Genomic DNA, 13,772 nt, shown 5'->3' on the forward strand with positions numbered 1-13,772 from the left:
CCGGCACTCCTCCCTGAAGGAGGACGTCCCGTAGTGTGCCGCATATGGGGGAATTGATCCTGCTGCGGCATGGTGAGACGGAATGGGCCCGTGAGGGCCGGCACACGGGCCGTACCGACGTGCCGCTGACGCCCAAGGGCGAGGAGCAGGCCCGCGCGCTCGCGCCCCTGCTCGCGGGCCGGCGGTTCGCGCTCGTCCTGACCAGCCCGGCCCAGCGGGCCCGGCGCACCGCGGAGCTCGCCGGGCTCACCGGGACGGAGACGGACGAACGCCTGTGGGAGTGGGACTACGGCGCGTACGAGGGCCGGAGCACGCCGGAGATCCGCGAGGAGCGGCCCGGCTGGTACCTGTGGCGCGACGGTGTGATCGACGGCGAGACGGTCGAACAGGTCGGCACCCGGACGGACGCGGTCCTGGAGCGCGTACGGCCGGCCCTGGCCGACGGCGACGTGGCACTCGCCGCGCACGGACACGTCCTGCGCGTCCTGACCGCCCGCCGCCTGGGCCTGCCCGCCGGCGACGGCCGGCTGTTCCGGCTCGACACGGGCACGCTCTCCGCGCTCGGCACCGAACACGACCAACCGGTGATCGCCTCCTGGAACGTCCCCCCGAGCTGACGATGGACGAACCGTTGATGATCGACGTCGGCGGCGTACGGCTCGCCTGCCGCGTGGCGGGCGTGGAGACGGCGCCTCCCGTCGTGCTGCTGCACGCGCTCGGCGAGGACGGGTCCGCGTGGGCCGGGCCGATGCGCCGTCTGGCCGAGAAACGCCGAGTGTACGCACCCGACCTGCGCGGACATGGGAAGAGCGACCGGTGCGCGGAGTACTCCTTCGAGCTGATGCGCGACGACGTCCTCGGCCTGCTCGACGCGCTCGGCCTGGACCGGGTGACCGTGGTGGGCCACTCGATGGGGGCCGTCGTGGCGTACCTGCTGGCGGGCGGGCGGCCGGAGCGGGTGGACCGGCTGGTGCTGGAGGAACCACCGCCGCCGGTGCCCGCCGATCCGCCGCGCACCGTCACCGACGAGGAGCGGGTCGAGCCGGCGCCGTTCGACTGGGAGATGGTCGCGGCGATCCGGCGGCAGCGCAACGACCCGGACCCGGCCCACTGGAACCTCCTGGCCGCGATCACCGCGCCGACCCTGATCGTCGCGGGCGGCGCGACGAGCCACCTCCCGCAGGAGGCGATCGCACGGATGGCACGCGTGATCCCGGACTGCCGCCTGGTCACGGTCGACGCGGGCCACCTGGTACACGAGGCGCGCCCGGAGGAATTCGCCGCACACATCGACGCCTTCCTGGCCTGAGACTTCCTGGCCTGAGACGCGAGCCCCGGCGAACCATGCCGGGGCGCTCACGCCCGGACCCGCCACCGCTCGGACACCCCGAACGCCGCCCGACCAGGAACACCCGCACCGGCGCTCCTGCCGCGACCGAGTCAGGCTCCATCGTCCAGCGCCGCCGCGGTGCCGCGGAAGGTGCGGGAACCGGCTGTGGACGACCGCGGTGCACGCACGGTCACATCGCCGGGGAGCGCTCCGCCGCCCATGCGTTCAGACCGTCCTCGGTGAGGACCTGGTCGAGCGCGGAGGCCGCCGCTCCGTGGAGGGCTCCGGTCTCGCCGAGCGCGGCGGCGACCACCGGAGGCGGGGCGGCGCGGCGGAACCGCATGAGCCCGTCCGTCAGCGCGGCGGTGAACCGCGGCTCGGCCGCGGCGCGGAGCGGCTCCGCGAGCCCCCCGAGTACGACGACGTCCGGGTCCAGCGCGTTGACCAGGCCGGCCAGCCCGCCGCCGAAGGCCTCGGCGGCCCGCCCCACCGCGGACCGTACGGCCGCCTCGCGCGGTGCCCTGCGGAGGGCCTCCAGGCCATAGCCGCGGGGGGCGCGAGGCGGAGGATCGCCCAGGTGGCGGGCGATGGCGCGGCCGTCGACCGTCAACTCCCAGCAGCCGCGGGCCCCGCACGGGCAGCGGAGCGCCGAGTCGCCGAACGGCAGGTGCCCGAACTCGCCGCCCGCGCCGGTCGCGCCGTCGACCGCCCGGCCGTCGACGACGAGGGTGCCGCCGACGCCGACCTCGATCGTGACGTACAGGGCCGCGGCGGCGCCCGCGGCGGCGCCCCGGCGTGCCTCGGCCACGCCCGCGAGCGTCGCGTCGTTGCCGATCAGCAGGGGAACCCTCAGGTCGGCCGTGAGCGCGCGCAGGTCGACCGCGTCCCCCCAGCCGAGCGTGGCGGACTGGACGACGCCGCCGTTCCGTACGGTCGCGGCGACCGCCACCGAGACCGCTCTGACGCGATCGCCGTGACGGTCGTGGACGCGGCGCACCGCCTGCGCGATGGCGGCGATCGAGGCGTCCGGGTCGCCGTGCGTGTGCGCCTCGGCCTCCGCGACGACCGGTGCGCCGTCGAGTGCCGCGACCGCGCACCGCCAGTCCTCCTGCCGGATGTCGACCGCGACGACCAGCGGGCCCTGCGGGTGCGGGCCGAGCACGGTCGTCGGACGGCCCCGTCCGGATGTCGCGGCCTGCGTCTCGGTGAGCAGCGCGAGGTCGCGCAGCCGGGCGGTGATCTCGGTGGCCGATCCGGTCGTCAGGCCGAGCCGGCGCGCCACCGCGGCGCGGGTCACTCCCGGTTCGCGGCGCATCTCCTCCAGCACGGCGAGCGCACCGCGCCAGCGGGCGTTGCGGGCACGGATCGCCCCCTGCCGAAACGCGGGGCTTGCCATCGATGCCACTCCCTCGTTTATGCTCGTCGCACGAGTTTATTACGGGGAGGCATGGTGGAACAGGGACGGCTGGACCTCGCGAGCGTCGAGGCCGTGCTCCTGGACATGGACGGCACTCTGGTCGACTCCGACGGCACGATCGAGCGCGCCTGGGCGGCCTGGGCCCGCGAGCACGAGTTGGACGTCGAGACGGTGCTCGCGGTCGCGCACGGCCATCCGGCGATCCGTACGATCCGAAACCTCCTGCCCGGACTCGGCGAGGAGGCGGTGACGGCCGCGGCGCGGCGCCAGGAGGACCTGGAGTACGACGACGCCGCCGACGTCACCGCGACCGCCGGCGCGCACGACCTGCTCGCGGCACTCGACCGGGCGGGCCTCGCCTGGGCGGTGGTGACGACCGCCGACGACCGGCTGGCCGAGCAGCGGCTCAAGGCGGCGGGCATCGAACCACCGGTGCTGGTCACGCTCGACGACGTACGCGCGGCCAAGCCCGACCCCGAGGGCTACCTGCGCGCCGCCACCCTGCTGGGCGTCGCGCCGTCCGCCTGCCTCGTCGTCGAGGACTCCGCGCCGGGCCTCGCCGCCGGGCGTTCCGCGGGAATGCGCACCGCGGCCCTGCGGGGGCTCGACGGCGACCTCCGGCTGCCCGATCTCGGCCGCCTGGCCCACCTGCTGGAGCGCTCGCGCGTGCGGCCGTGACGGACGGGAGTGTCAACGAATCCTTGACATCCGAACGGTGTCAATGAATCCTTGACACCATGACACGTCAAGCCTCCGGTACCCCGTTCTCCGGGATCGCGGCCACGTCCGGCCTGCTGCTCCTCACGGCGTTCCTGCTGGCGATGCAGAGCATGTACGACAGCCTGGCGTTGTGGATCCTCTTCGCCGTCAGCGCGTTCACGACCTTCGTCGTCGGGGTGGTGACGGCGGCCTCCACACTGCGCGCGCAGGCCAGGGACGCCGCCGACGCCGCCCGCCTCGACGAGCTGGAGCCGCTTCCTCCGGCCACCGGCGACGAGGGGGACACTCAGTGAGCCATCTCACGGACGACCAGGCGAACGCCATCCGCGAGGCCGTCGCCGAAGCCGTGCTGACCGCCTGCGAGCAGGGCCGTGAGGGGCTCGAGGACGACCCGGACGCCCACCTGCTCATGGTCGCCGCGTCCACCGTCGCCGCGGAGGAGACCAGCCGTCTGCTGCGCCAGTCGATCACCGGCGCCCGCACCGCAGGCCACAGCTGGGAGGCCCTCGGGCGGCTCCTGGGCATCAGCCGCCAGGCCGCCCAGCAGCGCTTCGGCCTCCCGGCCACCGAGCGCACGGACTCCGCCCCGGGCGACGGCCCCGCCCGCAGAGTGCTCAAGCCGCTGCACGCCTTCAACGAGATGGAGGCGCTGGAGAAGGAGGGCCGGCGCGGCTGGCACGTCGTCGACTACGGCTACCTCTTCCACCTCGTCGAGGCTTCGCCCCGGAAGTGGGAGCACCGGCGGCTGTGGTGGCCCTCGCGCCGCCGCCGGCGCCTCCTGGAAGAAGAAGGGTGGCAGCTCATCGTCCCGTCCGACTTCGACTCGCCCTGGGCCTACTACAAGCGCCGCCTGAACGAACCCGCCGAACAGTGAGAACTCAGGAGGCGGCGGCCAGGTCCGCGCCGCTCTCGCGGGTCAGCTCGCGCGCCCGGCGGGCGTCCGGGGAGTAGCGCCACGCCTCCGGGACGACCTGCGTGCCCCGGTACAGGGCCTTCAGCCAGGTCGTCGCCCACAGGTCCTCGAACGGCGTGGCCGGCAGGCCGTACATGCGGCGGGCCCAGCGCGGCAGGGTCGCCACGACGAGCGTCGCGATGCCCGGGGCGGCCAGCTTGAGCGGTAGCCACTGGCGGGGCACGGTCGGGTTGAACAGCCGCCGCAGCCCCTCCTTCGCCTCCCGGCAGGCATAGATCTTCGGCCGCATCTCCGCGTAGTAGTCACGCATCTCGGCGACCGACGCGGGGATGTCCGCCGGGTCCAGGCCGACGACCGCGCCGGACCGGCGCTGTTCGTCCACGAACATGTCGGCGTCCGCCCGCGACAGCGGGACGCCGGCGCGCAGCGCCACGTCGAGGTAGGAGTCGACCTCTCCCATGTGCACCCACAGGAGGTTCTCCGGCGCGTCGACCGGGAACACCTCGCCGGTGTCCATGTTGAGGCCGCTCAGCCGTGAGTGCAGGTTGCGCACCCGGCGGCCGACCCGCTCGACCTCGGCGTGCGTGCCGTACGTGCGGACGCGGACGAACTCGATCGTGCGGCCGAGGCGCGCCCAGGCGGCGTGCGGGTCCATGAGCTCGGAGTTCTGCGCGGTGCCCCACATGGACGGCGGGTGCAGCGCCTGCAGGATGAGGGCGCGGAAGCCGCCGATCATCTGTACGGGCTCGGCCATCACACGCCAGGTCACGGAGCCGGGACCGAACAGGCCGTAGTCCTCGCTCACCGCTCACCGTCCTCGAGGGCAGACGCCGACGAAACATTGATAAGTACTGACTTATTACCCTCTCATGGCAGGCGTCACACCCCGACCGGCCCCCAGAGGATCAGCTCACCCGGTCGTCTGCTCCCGCACCCAGGACAGGTATTCGGCACTGCCCGCCACGACCGGAGTCGCGATGATCTCGGGCGTGTCGTACGAGTGCTGTTCGGTGATCTGGGCGGCCAGGTCCGCGAAGCAGTCGGTGGTGGTCTTGAACAGCACCATCCATTCTTCGGCGGACTCGATCTCCCCCTCCCACCAGTACGTGCTGGCGATCGGGCCGACCAGCTGGGCGCAGGCCGCGAGACGCCCGGTGACCGCCGCCCTGGCGAGCTCGGCGGCCTCCTTGCGCGAATCGGTGGTCGTCGTCACCTGGACGTACGCCTCGGCCATACAGCGACTCCTTCCCCGCTGATCGTAGCTCCGTGACCAGGTCCGATCCCGCGGCGGGAGATCGCACGCGACGGCCTCACTCCCGGACGCCGGGCGGCCCCGGGGTCAGCGGGCGGGGACGGCGACCAGCGCGCTGCCGCCGTGGCGGCGGACCTTCTCGGCCACCGCCTCCACCTTGCCGCCGCCGAGGAACTCCAGGGCCGCGGCCGAGCCGATCACGCCCGCCGGCGGGCCGGGGAACAGCACGAAGTCCTGCCCCTTGGCCTTCAGCGCCGCGCCGTACTTGTCGATGAACGCCTGCTCGGCGGCGGTCTGGGCCGTGTTGCGCTGGGTGGCGCGCGGCGCCTCGACCGCCTCCGGAAGCGTCATGCCGAGGTCGATGCGGTTCATCAGGATCTGCAGCACCGTCGTGATGATCGTCGAGCCGCCCGGCGAGCCGACGGCCAGCAGCGGGCGGCCGTTCTTCAGCACGATCGTCGGCGCCATGCTGCTGCGCGGCCGCTTGCCGGCGGCGGGCAGGTTCGGATCGGGGAAGCCCGCCGGAGTCGACGACGTGAAGTCGAAGTCGGTCATCTCGTTGTTCAGCAGGAACCCGCGGTGCGGCACGGTGAGCCCGCTTCCGCCGAACTGCTCGATCGTCAGCGTGTAGGAGACGACGTTGCCCCACTTGTCCGTGGCGACCAGGTGCGTGGTCTGCGGACCCTCGTACGGCAGCCGCTGGCCGGAGCCCGACGGGGTCGTGCAGCCCTCCCCGTTCAGGTCACCGGGGGCGACCGGCGGCGTCAGCGCCTGGCCGGGCTTGATCAGGCAGGCGCGCGAGCGGGCGAACCGGTCCGACAGCAGCGTCTTGAGCGGGACGTCCTCGTACGCGGGGTCGCCGACGTACGCGCCGCGGTCGGCGTAGGCGAGCTTGGACGCCTCGAGGTAGACCTGCAGCGCGTCGACCGGGTCGGTGGGCTTGAACTGCTTCATGATGTTCAGCGCCTCGCCCACGGTCGAACCGCCCGAGGAGGAGGGCGCCATGCCGTAGACGTCCAGTCCGCGGTAGTCGACGTGCGTGGGGTCGCGCCGGACGACCTTGTAGCGCGCCAGGTCGGAGGTCTGCACCACGCCGGGCCGTACGTTCCGCGTGGCGTTCGGGTCGACGGGCGGGTGCTGGACCGTGTTCGCGATCTCCTTGCCCAGCTCGCCGCCGTAGAACCAGCCGAGCCCCTTCTTGGCGATCTGCTCGTACGTCGCGGCGAGGTCGGGGTTGCGGAACGTCGAGCCGACCGCGGGCGGTTCGCCGCCGGGCAGGAACAGCTCGCGCGTCGGCACGATGTCCTTGAACCGGTCTTCGTTGACCGTGGTCTGGTCGACGAACTCCTGGTCGACCGTGAAGCCGTTCTTCGCCACCTTGATCGCGGGCTGGAGCAGGTCGCCCAGGCGGCGGGAGCCGAAGCGGCGCAGGGCGGAGTCCCAGGTGGCGAGCGTGCCCGGCGTGCCCACGGACAGCCCGCTCGTGACGGCCTCGTCGAACGACAGCGGTTTGCCGGTCTTCGGGTCGATGAAGAAGTCCTTGGTCATCTTCGCCGGACCGGTCTCCCGGCCGTCGAAGGTGTAGACCTTGCGCGTGCGCGCGTCGTAGTAGGTGAAGTAGCCGCCTCCACCGATGGCCGAGACGTACGGCTCGGTGACGCCCAGCGTGGCCGCGGTGGCCACGGCGGCGTCGACGGCGTTGCCGCCGTGCCGGAGCACCTCGATGCCGCTCCTACTGGCGTCCAGGTCGACGCTGGAGACCGCTCCCCCGTACCCGACCGCGACCGCCTGTTTCTGGTCCTTGGGCGCGTGGGCGGCGGGCTGCCGCGCCTGGGCGGGCACCACCAGCGTCGCCAGTGCGGCGGTGGCGAGTGCGATGACGGCGGCGGGTCGGCGCATTGCGTCTCCTGATCGTCCGGCGCTTCTCGAGGAACGCGCCCCCCACTGTGCCATCCCGTGGGCCGGAGATCTACGAGATCACCGACCTACCCCTCGTCGCGGTCCGGAACAGGCCAAGAGCGGCGTTCCGCCGCCAACTACCGCAAAAACGGGCTCGACACACGATCTCCCTCTGACGTACGTTGTTCTCAGTTAGAGATTGACTCAGATTGAGAAGGACTCATGGGTGACGAGGAGTTCCTGGCGTCGTACGACCCGCGGGCCTACGACCCCGTCGCGGTCGCCATCGACGTGGTGGCGCTGACCATCCGCGACGGCGCGCTGCACGTGCTGCTCGTCCGGCGCGGCGTGCCGCCGCAGGAGGGCCGGTGGGCGCTGCCCGGCGGATTCGTCCGGAGCGGCGCGCACGCCGAAGGCCTCGACGCGGCCGCCGCGCGCGAGCTCGCCGAGGAGACCGGCGTCCACGCGGACGCCCTGGACCGGGTCCACCTGGAGCAGCTCGCGGCCTACGGCGCGCCGGAGCGCGACCCGCGCATGCGCGTCGTCTCCGTCGCCTACCTGGCCTTCGCCCCCGAGATGCCCGAGCCCCGGGCGGGCAGTGACGCCGCCGACGCGGCGTGGACGCCCGTGCCGTCCCTCGGGCTGACGGGGCACGGCTCACAGCGGCCCGGCACGACCCGGCGGCTGGCCTTCGACCACGCGGCCATCCTCACCGACGGGCTCGAGCGGGCCCGCTCGAAGCTGGAGTACACCGCGCTCGCGACCACCTTCTGCGCGCCGGAGTTCACCATCCCGGAGCTGCGGGCCGTCTACGAGACCGTCTGGGGCGAGGAGCTGCACGCCGGCAACTTCCACCGCAAGGTCCTGTCGGTGCCCGGGTTCGTCGAGAGCACGGGCGCGACCTCCGACCGCGGTGGCCGCCGCGGCGGCCCGCGCGCCCGGCTCTACCGCGCCGGCGACGCCCGCCTGCTCCACCCGGCCCTGCTGCGGCCCTCGCGCGAGGAGGAGATCCGATGATCCGGGCCGAGGCCGTGCGCCTCATCGAGACCGCGCGGACGCCCGCCGACCTCTTCGGCGCCGACGGCCCCCGCGCGTACCGGCGGCTGGTCCGGCTCGTCCACCCGGACGCCGGCGGCCCGCGTGAGGCCTTCGACCGGCTGACCGCGCTGTGGCGCGCGTACGGGCCGGTGACGATCCGCACGCGCCGCGCGTCGTACGCGCTGGGCGCCGCGCCGGTCCGCGGCGACCTGGCCAACCTGTACGACGCGGGCGACGCGATGGTCAAGATCCCGCGCGACCCGGGCGTGAACGACCTGCTCGAACGCGAGGCCGTCGCGCTGCGGCAGCTGCCCAAGGACGGCGACGGGCGGTTCCTGCCGTACGTCCCGCGCCTGCTGGAGAGCTTCCGGCACCGCGACGAGGCGACGGGCACCGAACGCCGCGTCAACGCCACCGCCCGCCTGGACGGCTTCCATCCGCTCACCGACGTGCGCGCCGCCCACCCCGGCGGCGTGGACCCTCGGGACGTCGCGTGGATGTGGCGGCGGCTGCTGGTCGGGCTCGGCTTCGCGCACCGGGCCGGCGTGCTGCACGGCGCGGTGCTGCCCGAGCACGTGCTGATCCACCCTGAGGAGCACGGCCTCGTGCTGGTCGACTGGTGCTACGCGGTGCCCGGCTGCCACCCGGACCGCAGCGGGCGGGTGCCGGCCATGGTCCCCCGCCGGGCCGGCTGGTATCCGCCGGAGGTCCCCGCGCGCGAGCCGGCCTGCCAGGGCACCGACATCTTCATGGCCACCCGCTGCATGACCTACCTCATGGCCGATCGCGCGCCCAGGGCGCTGCGGGCGTTCGCGCGCGGCTGCCTGCTCCCCGCGCCGCACCGTCGACCCCAGGACGCCTGGCGGCTGCTCGCCGAACTCGACGAACTGCTCGAACGGCTGTACGGCCCGCGCCGTTTCCGGCCGTTCCACCTGCCTGCCACCACCTCGACGGAAGGAACCTGAACCATGGGAAGCGGAAACTGGTCCACCGACGTCTTCAACGCCAACGCCCACTACCGGGCGGCCAACGGCATCAGCGCGTTCGCCTACAGCGACGGCGGCGCGCGCGCCGTGCACGAGGACCTCGACCCGTACGGCGTGACCGTGCGCGAGAGCCGCGACAGCGACGAGCACCCCGAGTCACTCGCGCTGGCCGTGCTGTTCGACGTCACCGGGTCGATGCTGACCGTGCCGCGCACCCTGCAGTCGAAGCTGCCGGACCTGCTCGGCCTGCTGATGCGCAAGGGGTACGTCGAGCACCCGCAGATCCTGTTCGGCGCCGTGGGCGACGCCACCTGCGACCGGGCGCCCCTGCAGGTCGGCCAGTTCGAGTCCGACAACCGGATGGAGGACGACCTCGGCAAGATCCTGCTCGAGGGCGGTGGCGGCGGCCAGATGACCGAGTCGTACGAGCTGGCCATGTACTTCATGGCGCGGCACACGGCCATGGACTGCCTGGAGAAGCGGGGGCGGCGCGGTTACCTGTTCCTCATCGGCGACGAGCTGGCCTACCCGAAGGTGAAGGCGCGGGAGATCGGACGCGTCATCGGCGGCGAGCCGGGCGAGGACGTCCCGCTGGCATCGATCATCGCCGAGCTGAAGCGCAAGTTCGAGGTGTACTTCATCATCCCCGAGGGCGCGAGCCACTCCCGCGACGGCCGCCTGCTCGACTTCTGGCGCGGCCACCTCGGCCAGAACGTCATCCGCCTGGACGACCTCGACGCCGTCTGCGAGACGATCGCGCTGACCGTCGGCCTCGCCGAGGACGCGGTCGACCTGGACGAGGGCCTGGATCACCTGCGCGAGTTCGGCTCCAGCGCCGGCGACTCGGTCTCCCGCGCCCTCGCCCCGCTGAGCGCCGGCCGCGGCGCGGTCGCGGTCGCGCCCGCCCCGACCGGCCTCGACCCGGCCGACACCGACGTCACGCGCCTGTGAGCGAGCGAGTCACCCGCCCGGTCCCTCCTCCGGCGAAGGAGGATTCGGGGGCCGAACATGTGATCGTCGTCGATCTGGGGTACGGGGACGCGGGCAAGGGCACGGTCGTCGACTGGCTCTGCGCCCGCGGCCCGTACGCCGCGGTGGTGCGGTTCAACGGCGGCGCGCAGGCGGCGCACAACGTCGTGACCCCCGACGGGCGGCACCACACGTTCGCCCAGTTCGGCTCGGGGACGTTCACGCCGGGCGTGGTGACGCACCTGTCCCGGTTCATGCTGGTGGACCCGCTCGCGCTGGCGGCGGAGTCCGCTCACCTGGCGGCCGTCGGCGCCGGCGACGCGCTGGAGCGGCTGACCGTCGACCGCGACGCGCTGCTCACCACGCCGTACCACCGCGCGGCGAACCGGGCGCGGGACACCGCGCTGCGGCACGGCTCGTGCGGCATGGGCATCGGCGAGACCGCGTCGTACGCCCTGGCCAGTGAAGAGGCCCCTCGCGTGGGCGACTGCCGCTCCCCCGCGCGGCTGCGCCGCCGGCTGGGCCTCCTGCGCGACCACCTCTTCGACGAGCTCGGGCCGCTCGACGTGCCGGCGGTCGATGACTGCGTCACCGCGTTCACCGCCTTCGCGTCCCGGGTGCGGATCACCGGGGAGGACCTCCTGCCGGGGCTGCTGCGCCGCGGTCCCGTCGTGTTCGAGGGCGCGCAGGGCGTGCTGCTGGACGAGCGCTTCGGCTTCCACCCGTACACCACGTGGTCGACGACGACGTTCGCGAACGCCGAGACGCTGCTCGACGAGGCGGGTCCCTCCGCGCGCGGTGGGGGCGTACGGCGGGTGGGCGTGCTGCGCGCGTACCAGACACGGCACGGGCCGGGCCCGTTCGTGACCGAGGACCCGAAGCTCGACCGGCCCGAGCCGCACAACCGGCACGGCCGGTGGCAGGGGGAGTTCCGGACGGGGCACCTCGACGCGGTGGCGCTGAGGTACGCGCTCGCGGTGTCCGGTGGCGCGGACGCCCTGGCCGTCACGCACCTCGACGCGCCCGCCCCGCTCATCTGCGGTGCCTACGACATCGGCGACCGGATCGCCCCGGCCGCGGACCTGGCCGGCCAGGCGCTGCTCAGCGAACGGCTCCTGACCGCGCGCCCTCACTACGAACCGCTGGGCGACGATCCGGCCGGTGCGATCGAGGACGCCCTCGGCGTTCCGATCTGGATCCGATCCCACGGTCCGACGGCGTGGGACAAGGCCGCGTCGACCAGCGGAGTCTCCGCGGTGCGGCGGGTTCAGGCGGTCGCCTGACGCGTCGGCGTGGTCGGCACATCGCTCTCCGTCCGCGATCATTGACCCATGACGACGACCGCCGTCACCGCCCCTGTCCGACGTGACCGTCAAGCGCGGCTGGCGGTGGCCGTGACCTTCGGTCTGCACGGTGTGGCGGCGGGCAGCTGGGCCGGCCGCGTCCCCTGGGTCAAGGAGGCGCGGCACCTGTCATCCGCCGGGCTGGGCGTGGCGCTGATGGGGGCCGCCGTCGGCGGGCTGGTCGCCGCGCCGCTCGCCGCCTGGCTGATCGCGCGGTTCGGCAGCCGGGGCATGACGCGGATCGGCGGCATCACGATGGCGGTGAGCGTTTCGCTCATCGCGTTCGCGCCCTCGCTGCCCACGATCTTCGCGGCGCTCGTGCTGTTCGGCGCGACCAGCGGCGTGCTCGACGTCGCGATGAACGCCAACGGGGTCGTCGTGCAGGAGAGGTACGGGCGTTCGATCATGTCCGGGCTGCACGGCATCTGGAGCATCGGCGGCCTGACCGGCTCCGGACTCGCGGGCCTGGCCGCCCGTGCCGACATGGGTGCCCCGACGCACCTGCTCATCGTCGGCATCGTGCTGGGCGTGATCAGCCTCGTGTCGGGGTTCTGGCTCATCCCGGCGCCGCGGGCGGCCGCCGGGAAGGTCTTCGCGATCCCCGACCGCGGGCTGCTCCTGCTCGGCGCGGTCATCTTCTGCGGACTGTTCGCCGAGGCCGCCGCCGCGGACTGGAGCGCCGTGTACCTCCACACCGCCGCGAACGCGACAGAGGACGTCGCCGCCTGGGGATACGCCGCGTTCTCCCTGGCCATGGCCGGCACCCGCCTGCTGGGTGACCGGCTCGTCGAACGGGTCGGTTCGGCCCGGCTCGTCCGCGCGGCGGCGCTCACCGGTGCCGGCGGACTGGCGCTCGGCCTCCTGGTACCGATGACGGCGGTGGTGATCGTCGCGTTCGCCATCCTCGGGATCGGCATGGCCACGGTGGTTCCGCTGACGTTCAGCGCCGCGGGCGGCACACCGGGTCACGACCCGGGCACGGCGGTCGCGGCCGTCGCCACGGTCGGGTACGCCGGCTGGCTGCTGGCCCCGCCCATCATCGGCTTCGTCGCACAGGGCACGTCCCTGGCGGTCGCGCTGACGCTCGTCACCGTGATGACCGCGCTCATCGCCGTACCCGCTGGCGCCCTGCGGGCGGCCCGCGACTGACCGGAGCGGCCGGTGAGGGACGAGCCGTCCGCGTAGCGAGTGAGGACGCGAGCGCTCGGGCGTGTCGACCCCGTTGGGGGGTCAGGAGTGCGACGGGCGGGTATCTGCCAGGGAGAACATCACTGGTCGCCGGCGGCGGATCACGGACACGCCGGGCCGGCGGTGCCGATCCCGCTTCGGGAGGCGCCGGCCGGGGTGCGCATACGGCCAGGCACCCGACAAACCAAGGAGTGGGCAGATATGACTGTCGTGACCGAGCGCAGCGAGGGAACCGAAAGCACAGCCCCCGTGGTCACTCCCTCCGACGAAGGAGGACTCATGACCGCGCAGCCGACCGTTCTGGAGACTCTGGTCCCGGCCGCCCTTTTCGACCGGCTCGCCGCGCGCGTCGAGCGCGACGCGAAGGTCGACCGGGAACGCGCCGAGCGCATCATGCGGCAGGCCCTGGCCTTCCTCGTCGCCTGCGCCCGCAATCCGGAGACTCCGCTCGCACCGTCGAAGGCGGTCGACCACGGCTGGCACGCCTTCATCCTGCACACGCGGGAGTACGCCGACTTCTGCGACCGCGTCGCGGGGCACTTCATCCACCACGCGCCCGAGGACGCGCGCGGCGAGCGCGTCGACGCCGCCGCGCGGAACGCCACGACCACCGAGGTCATGCGGCGGTCCGGCGTACCGGTGGACGATGAGCTGTGGGACGTGGACCGGGCCGCCTGCTCGGCCAACTGCGAACGCTGCTGCTCCGGCGGCCACTAG

At 73.4% G+C, this 13,772-nt stretch carries 15 protein-coding genes; 11 read left to right on the forward strand and 4 right to left on the reverse strand.

Annotated elements, in window-relative coordinates:
* Positions 1 to 44 precede the first annotated feature (44 nt).
* Together ABEA10_RS12920 and ABEA10_RS12925 are read left to right on the forward strand one after the other, a co-directional pair.
* Positions 45 to 617 (forward strand): histidine phosphatase family protein, encoded by a 573-nt coding sequence (locus tag ABEA10_RS12920; RefSeq protein ID WP_345462290.1) that lies wholly within the window; start codon positions 45 to 47, stop codon positions 615 to 617.
* A gap of 2 nt (positions 618 to 619) precedes the next feature.
* Positions 620 to 1,309, forward strand: coding sequence for an alpha/beta fold hydrolase (locus tag ABEA10_RS12925; RefSeq protein ID WP_345462293.1), 690 nt, complete (start codon positions 620 to 622; stop codon positions 1,307 to 1,309).
* Positions 1,310 to 1,520: 211 nt separating this feature from the next.
* On the opposite strand, the gene ABEA10_RS12930 is transcribed toward ABEA10_RS12925, so the two are convergent.
* Positions 1,521 to 2,726, reverse strand: coding sequence for an ROK family transcriptional regulator (locus ABEA10_RS12930; RefSeq protein WP_345462296.1), 1,206 nt, complete (start codon positions 2,724 to 2,726; stop codon positions 1,521 to 1,523).
* A 51-nt stretch (positions 2,727 to 2,777) separates the two neighbouring features.
* Here ABEA10_RS12930 and ABEA10_RS12935 point away from each other — a divergent pair, with 51 nt between their 5' ends.
* Genes ABEA10_RS12935 through ABEA10_RS12945 form a run of 3 tightly spaced genes read left to right on the forward strand, consistent with a single transcriptional unit; the run spans position 2,778 to position 4,341 of the window.
* Entirely contained in the window at positions 2,778 to 3,425 is a 648-nt protein-coding gene (locus ABEA10_RS12935) for an HAD-IA family hydrolase (protein ID WP_345462299.1), read from the forward strand.
* A 59-nt stretch (positions 3,426 to 3,484) separates the two neighbouring features.
* Complete coding sequence (locus tag ABEA10_RS12940) at positions 3,485 to 3,760, forward strand: hypothetical protein (protein ID WP_345462302.1); 276 nt, start codon at positions 3,485 to 3,487, stop codon at positions 3,758 to 3,760.
* A complete protein-coding gene (locus ABEA10_RS12945) occupies positions 3,757 to 4,341 on the forward strand; it encodes a hypothetical protein (protein WP_345462305.1) in 585 nt (194 codons plus the stop codon). Before ABEA10_RS12940 ends, ABEA10_RS12945 begins: the two co-directional genes overlap by 4 nt.
* Positions 4,342 to 4,345: 4 nt before the next feature.
* Here ABEA10_RS12945 and ABEA10_RS12950 read toward each other — a convergent pair whose 3' ends face one another.
* From ABEA10_RS12950 to ggt, 3 genes are all read right to left on the reverse strand, one after another.
* On the reverse strand, positions 4,346 to 5,185 hold the full coding sequence (locus tag ABEA10_RS12950) for an oxygenase MpaB family protein (protein WP_345462308.1): 840 nt from the start codon (positions 5,183 to 5,185) through the stop codon (positions 4,346 to 4,348).
* Between the two features lie 105 nt (positions 5,186 to 5,290).
* Positions 5,291 to 5,614, reverse strand: coding sequence for a divalent-cation tolerance protein CutA (gene cutA, locus ABEA10_RS12955; protein WP_329257515.1), 324 nt, complete (start codon positions 5,612 to 5,614; stop codon positions 5,291 to 5,293).
* A 105-nt stretch (positions 5,615 to 5,719) separates the two neighbouring features.
* On the reverse strand, positions 5,720 to 7,531 hold the full coding sequence (gene ggt / locus ABEA10_RS12960; protein ID WP_345462312.1) for a gamma-glutamyltransferase: 1,812 nt from the start codon (positions 7,529 to 7,531) through the stop codon (positions 5,720 to 5,722).
* 222 nt (positions 7,532 to 7,753) lie between these two features.
* On the opposite strand from ggt, the gene ABEA10_RS12965 reads away from it, so the two are divergent.
* From ABEA10_RS12965 to ABEA10_RS12990, 6 genes are all read left to right on the forward strand, one after another.
* Entirely contained in the window at positions 7,754 to 8,548 is a 795-nt protein-coding gene (locus tag ABEA10_RS12965; protein ID WP_345462315.1) for an NUDIX hydrolase, read from the forward strand.
* Complete coding sequence (locus ABEA10_RS12970) at positions 8,545 to 9,534, forward strand: molecular chaperone DnaJ (RefSeq protein ID WP_345462318.1); 990 nt, start codon at positions 8,545 to 8,547, stop codon at positions 9,532 to 9,534. Before ABEA10_RS12965 ends, ABEA10_RS12970 begins: the two co-directional genes overlap by 4 nt.
* 3 nt (positions 9,535 to 9,537) lie before the next feature.
* Positions 9,538 to 10,506 (forward strand): hypothetical protein, encoded by a 969-nt coding sequence (locus ABEA10_RS12975; protein WP_345462321.1) that lies wholly within the window; start codon positions 9,538 to 9,540, stop codon positions 10,504 to 10,506.
* 59 nt (positions 10,507 to 10,565) lie between these two features.
* Entirely contained in the window at positions 10,566 to 11,807 is a 1,242-nt protein-coding gene (locus ABEA10_RS12980) for an adenylosuccinate synthetase (RefSeq protein WP_345462324.1), read from the forward strand.
* A 48-nt stretch (positions 11,808 to 11,855) separates the two neighbouring features.
* On the forward strand, positions 11,856 to 13,016 hold the full coding sequence (locus tag ABEA10_RS12985; protein ID WP_345462327.1) for an MFS transporter: 1,161 nt from the start codon (positions 11,856 to 11,858) through the stop codon (positions 13,014 to 13,016).
* Between the two features lie 318 nt (positions 13,017 to 13,334).
* Positions 13,335 to 13,772 carry a glycine-rich domain-containing protein gene (locus tag ABEA10_RS12990; RefSeq protein ID WP_345462330.1) on the forward strand — a complete coding sequence of 146 codons (438 nt, stop codon included), beginning with the start codon at positions 13,335 to 13,337 and terminating at the stop codon, positions 13,770 to 13,772.

This window comes from Actinoallomurus oryzae (assembly GCF_039541955.1).
GTDB classification, from domain to species: Bacteria; Actinomycetota; Actinomycetes; order Streptosporangiales; family Streptosporangiaceae; genus Actinoallomurus; species Actinoallomurus oryzae.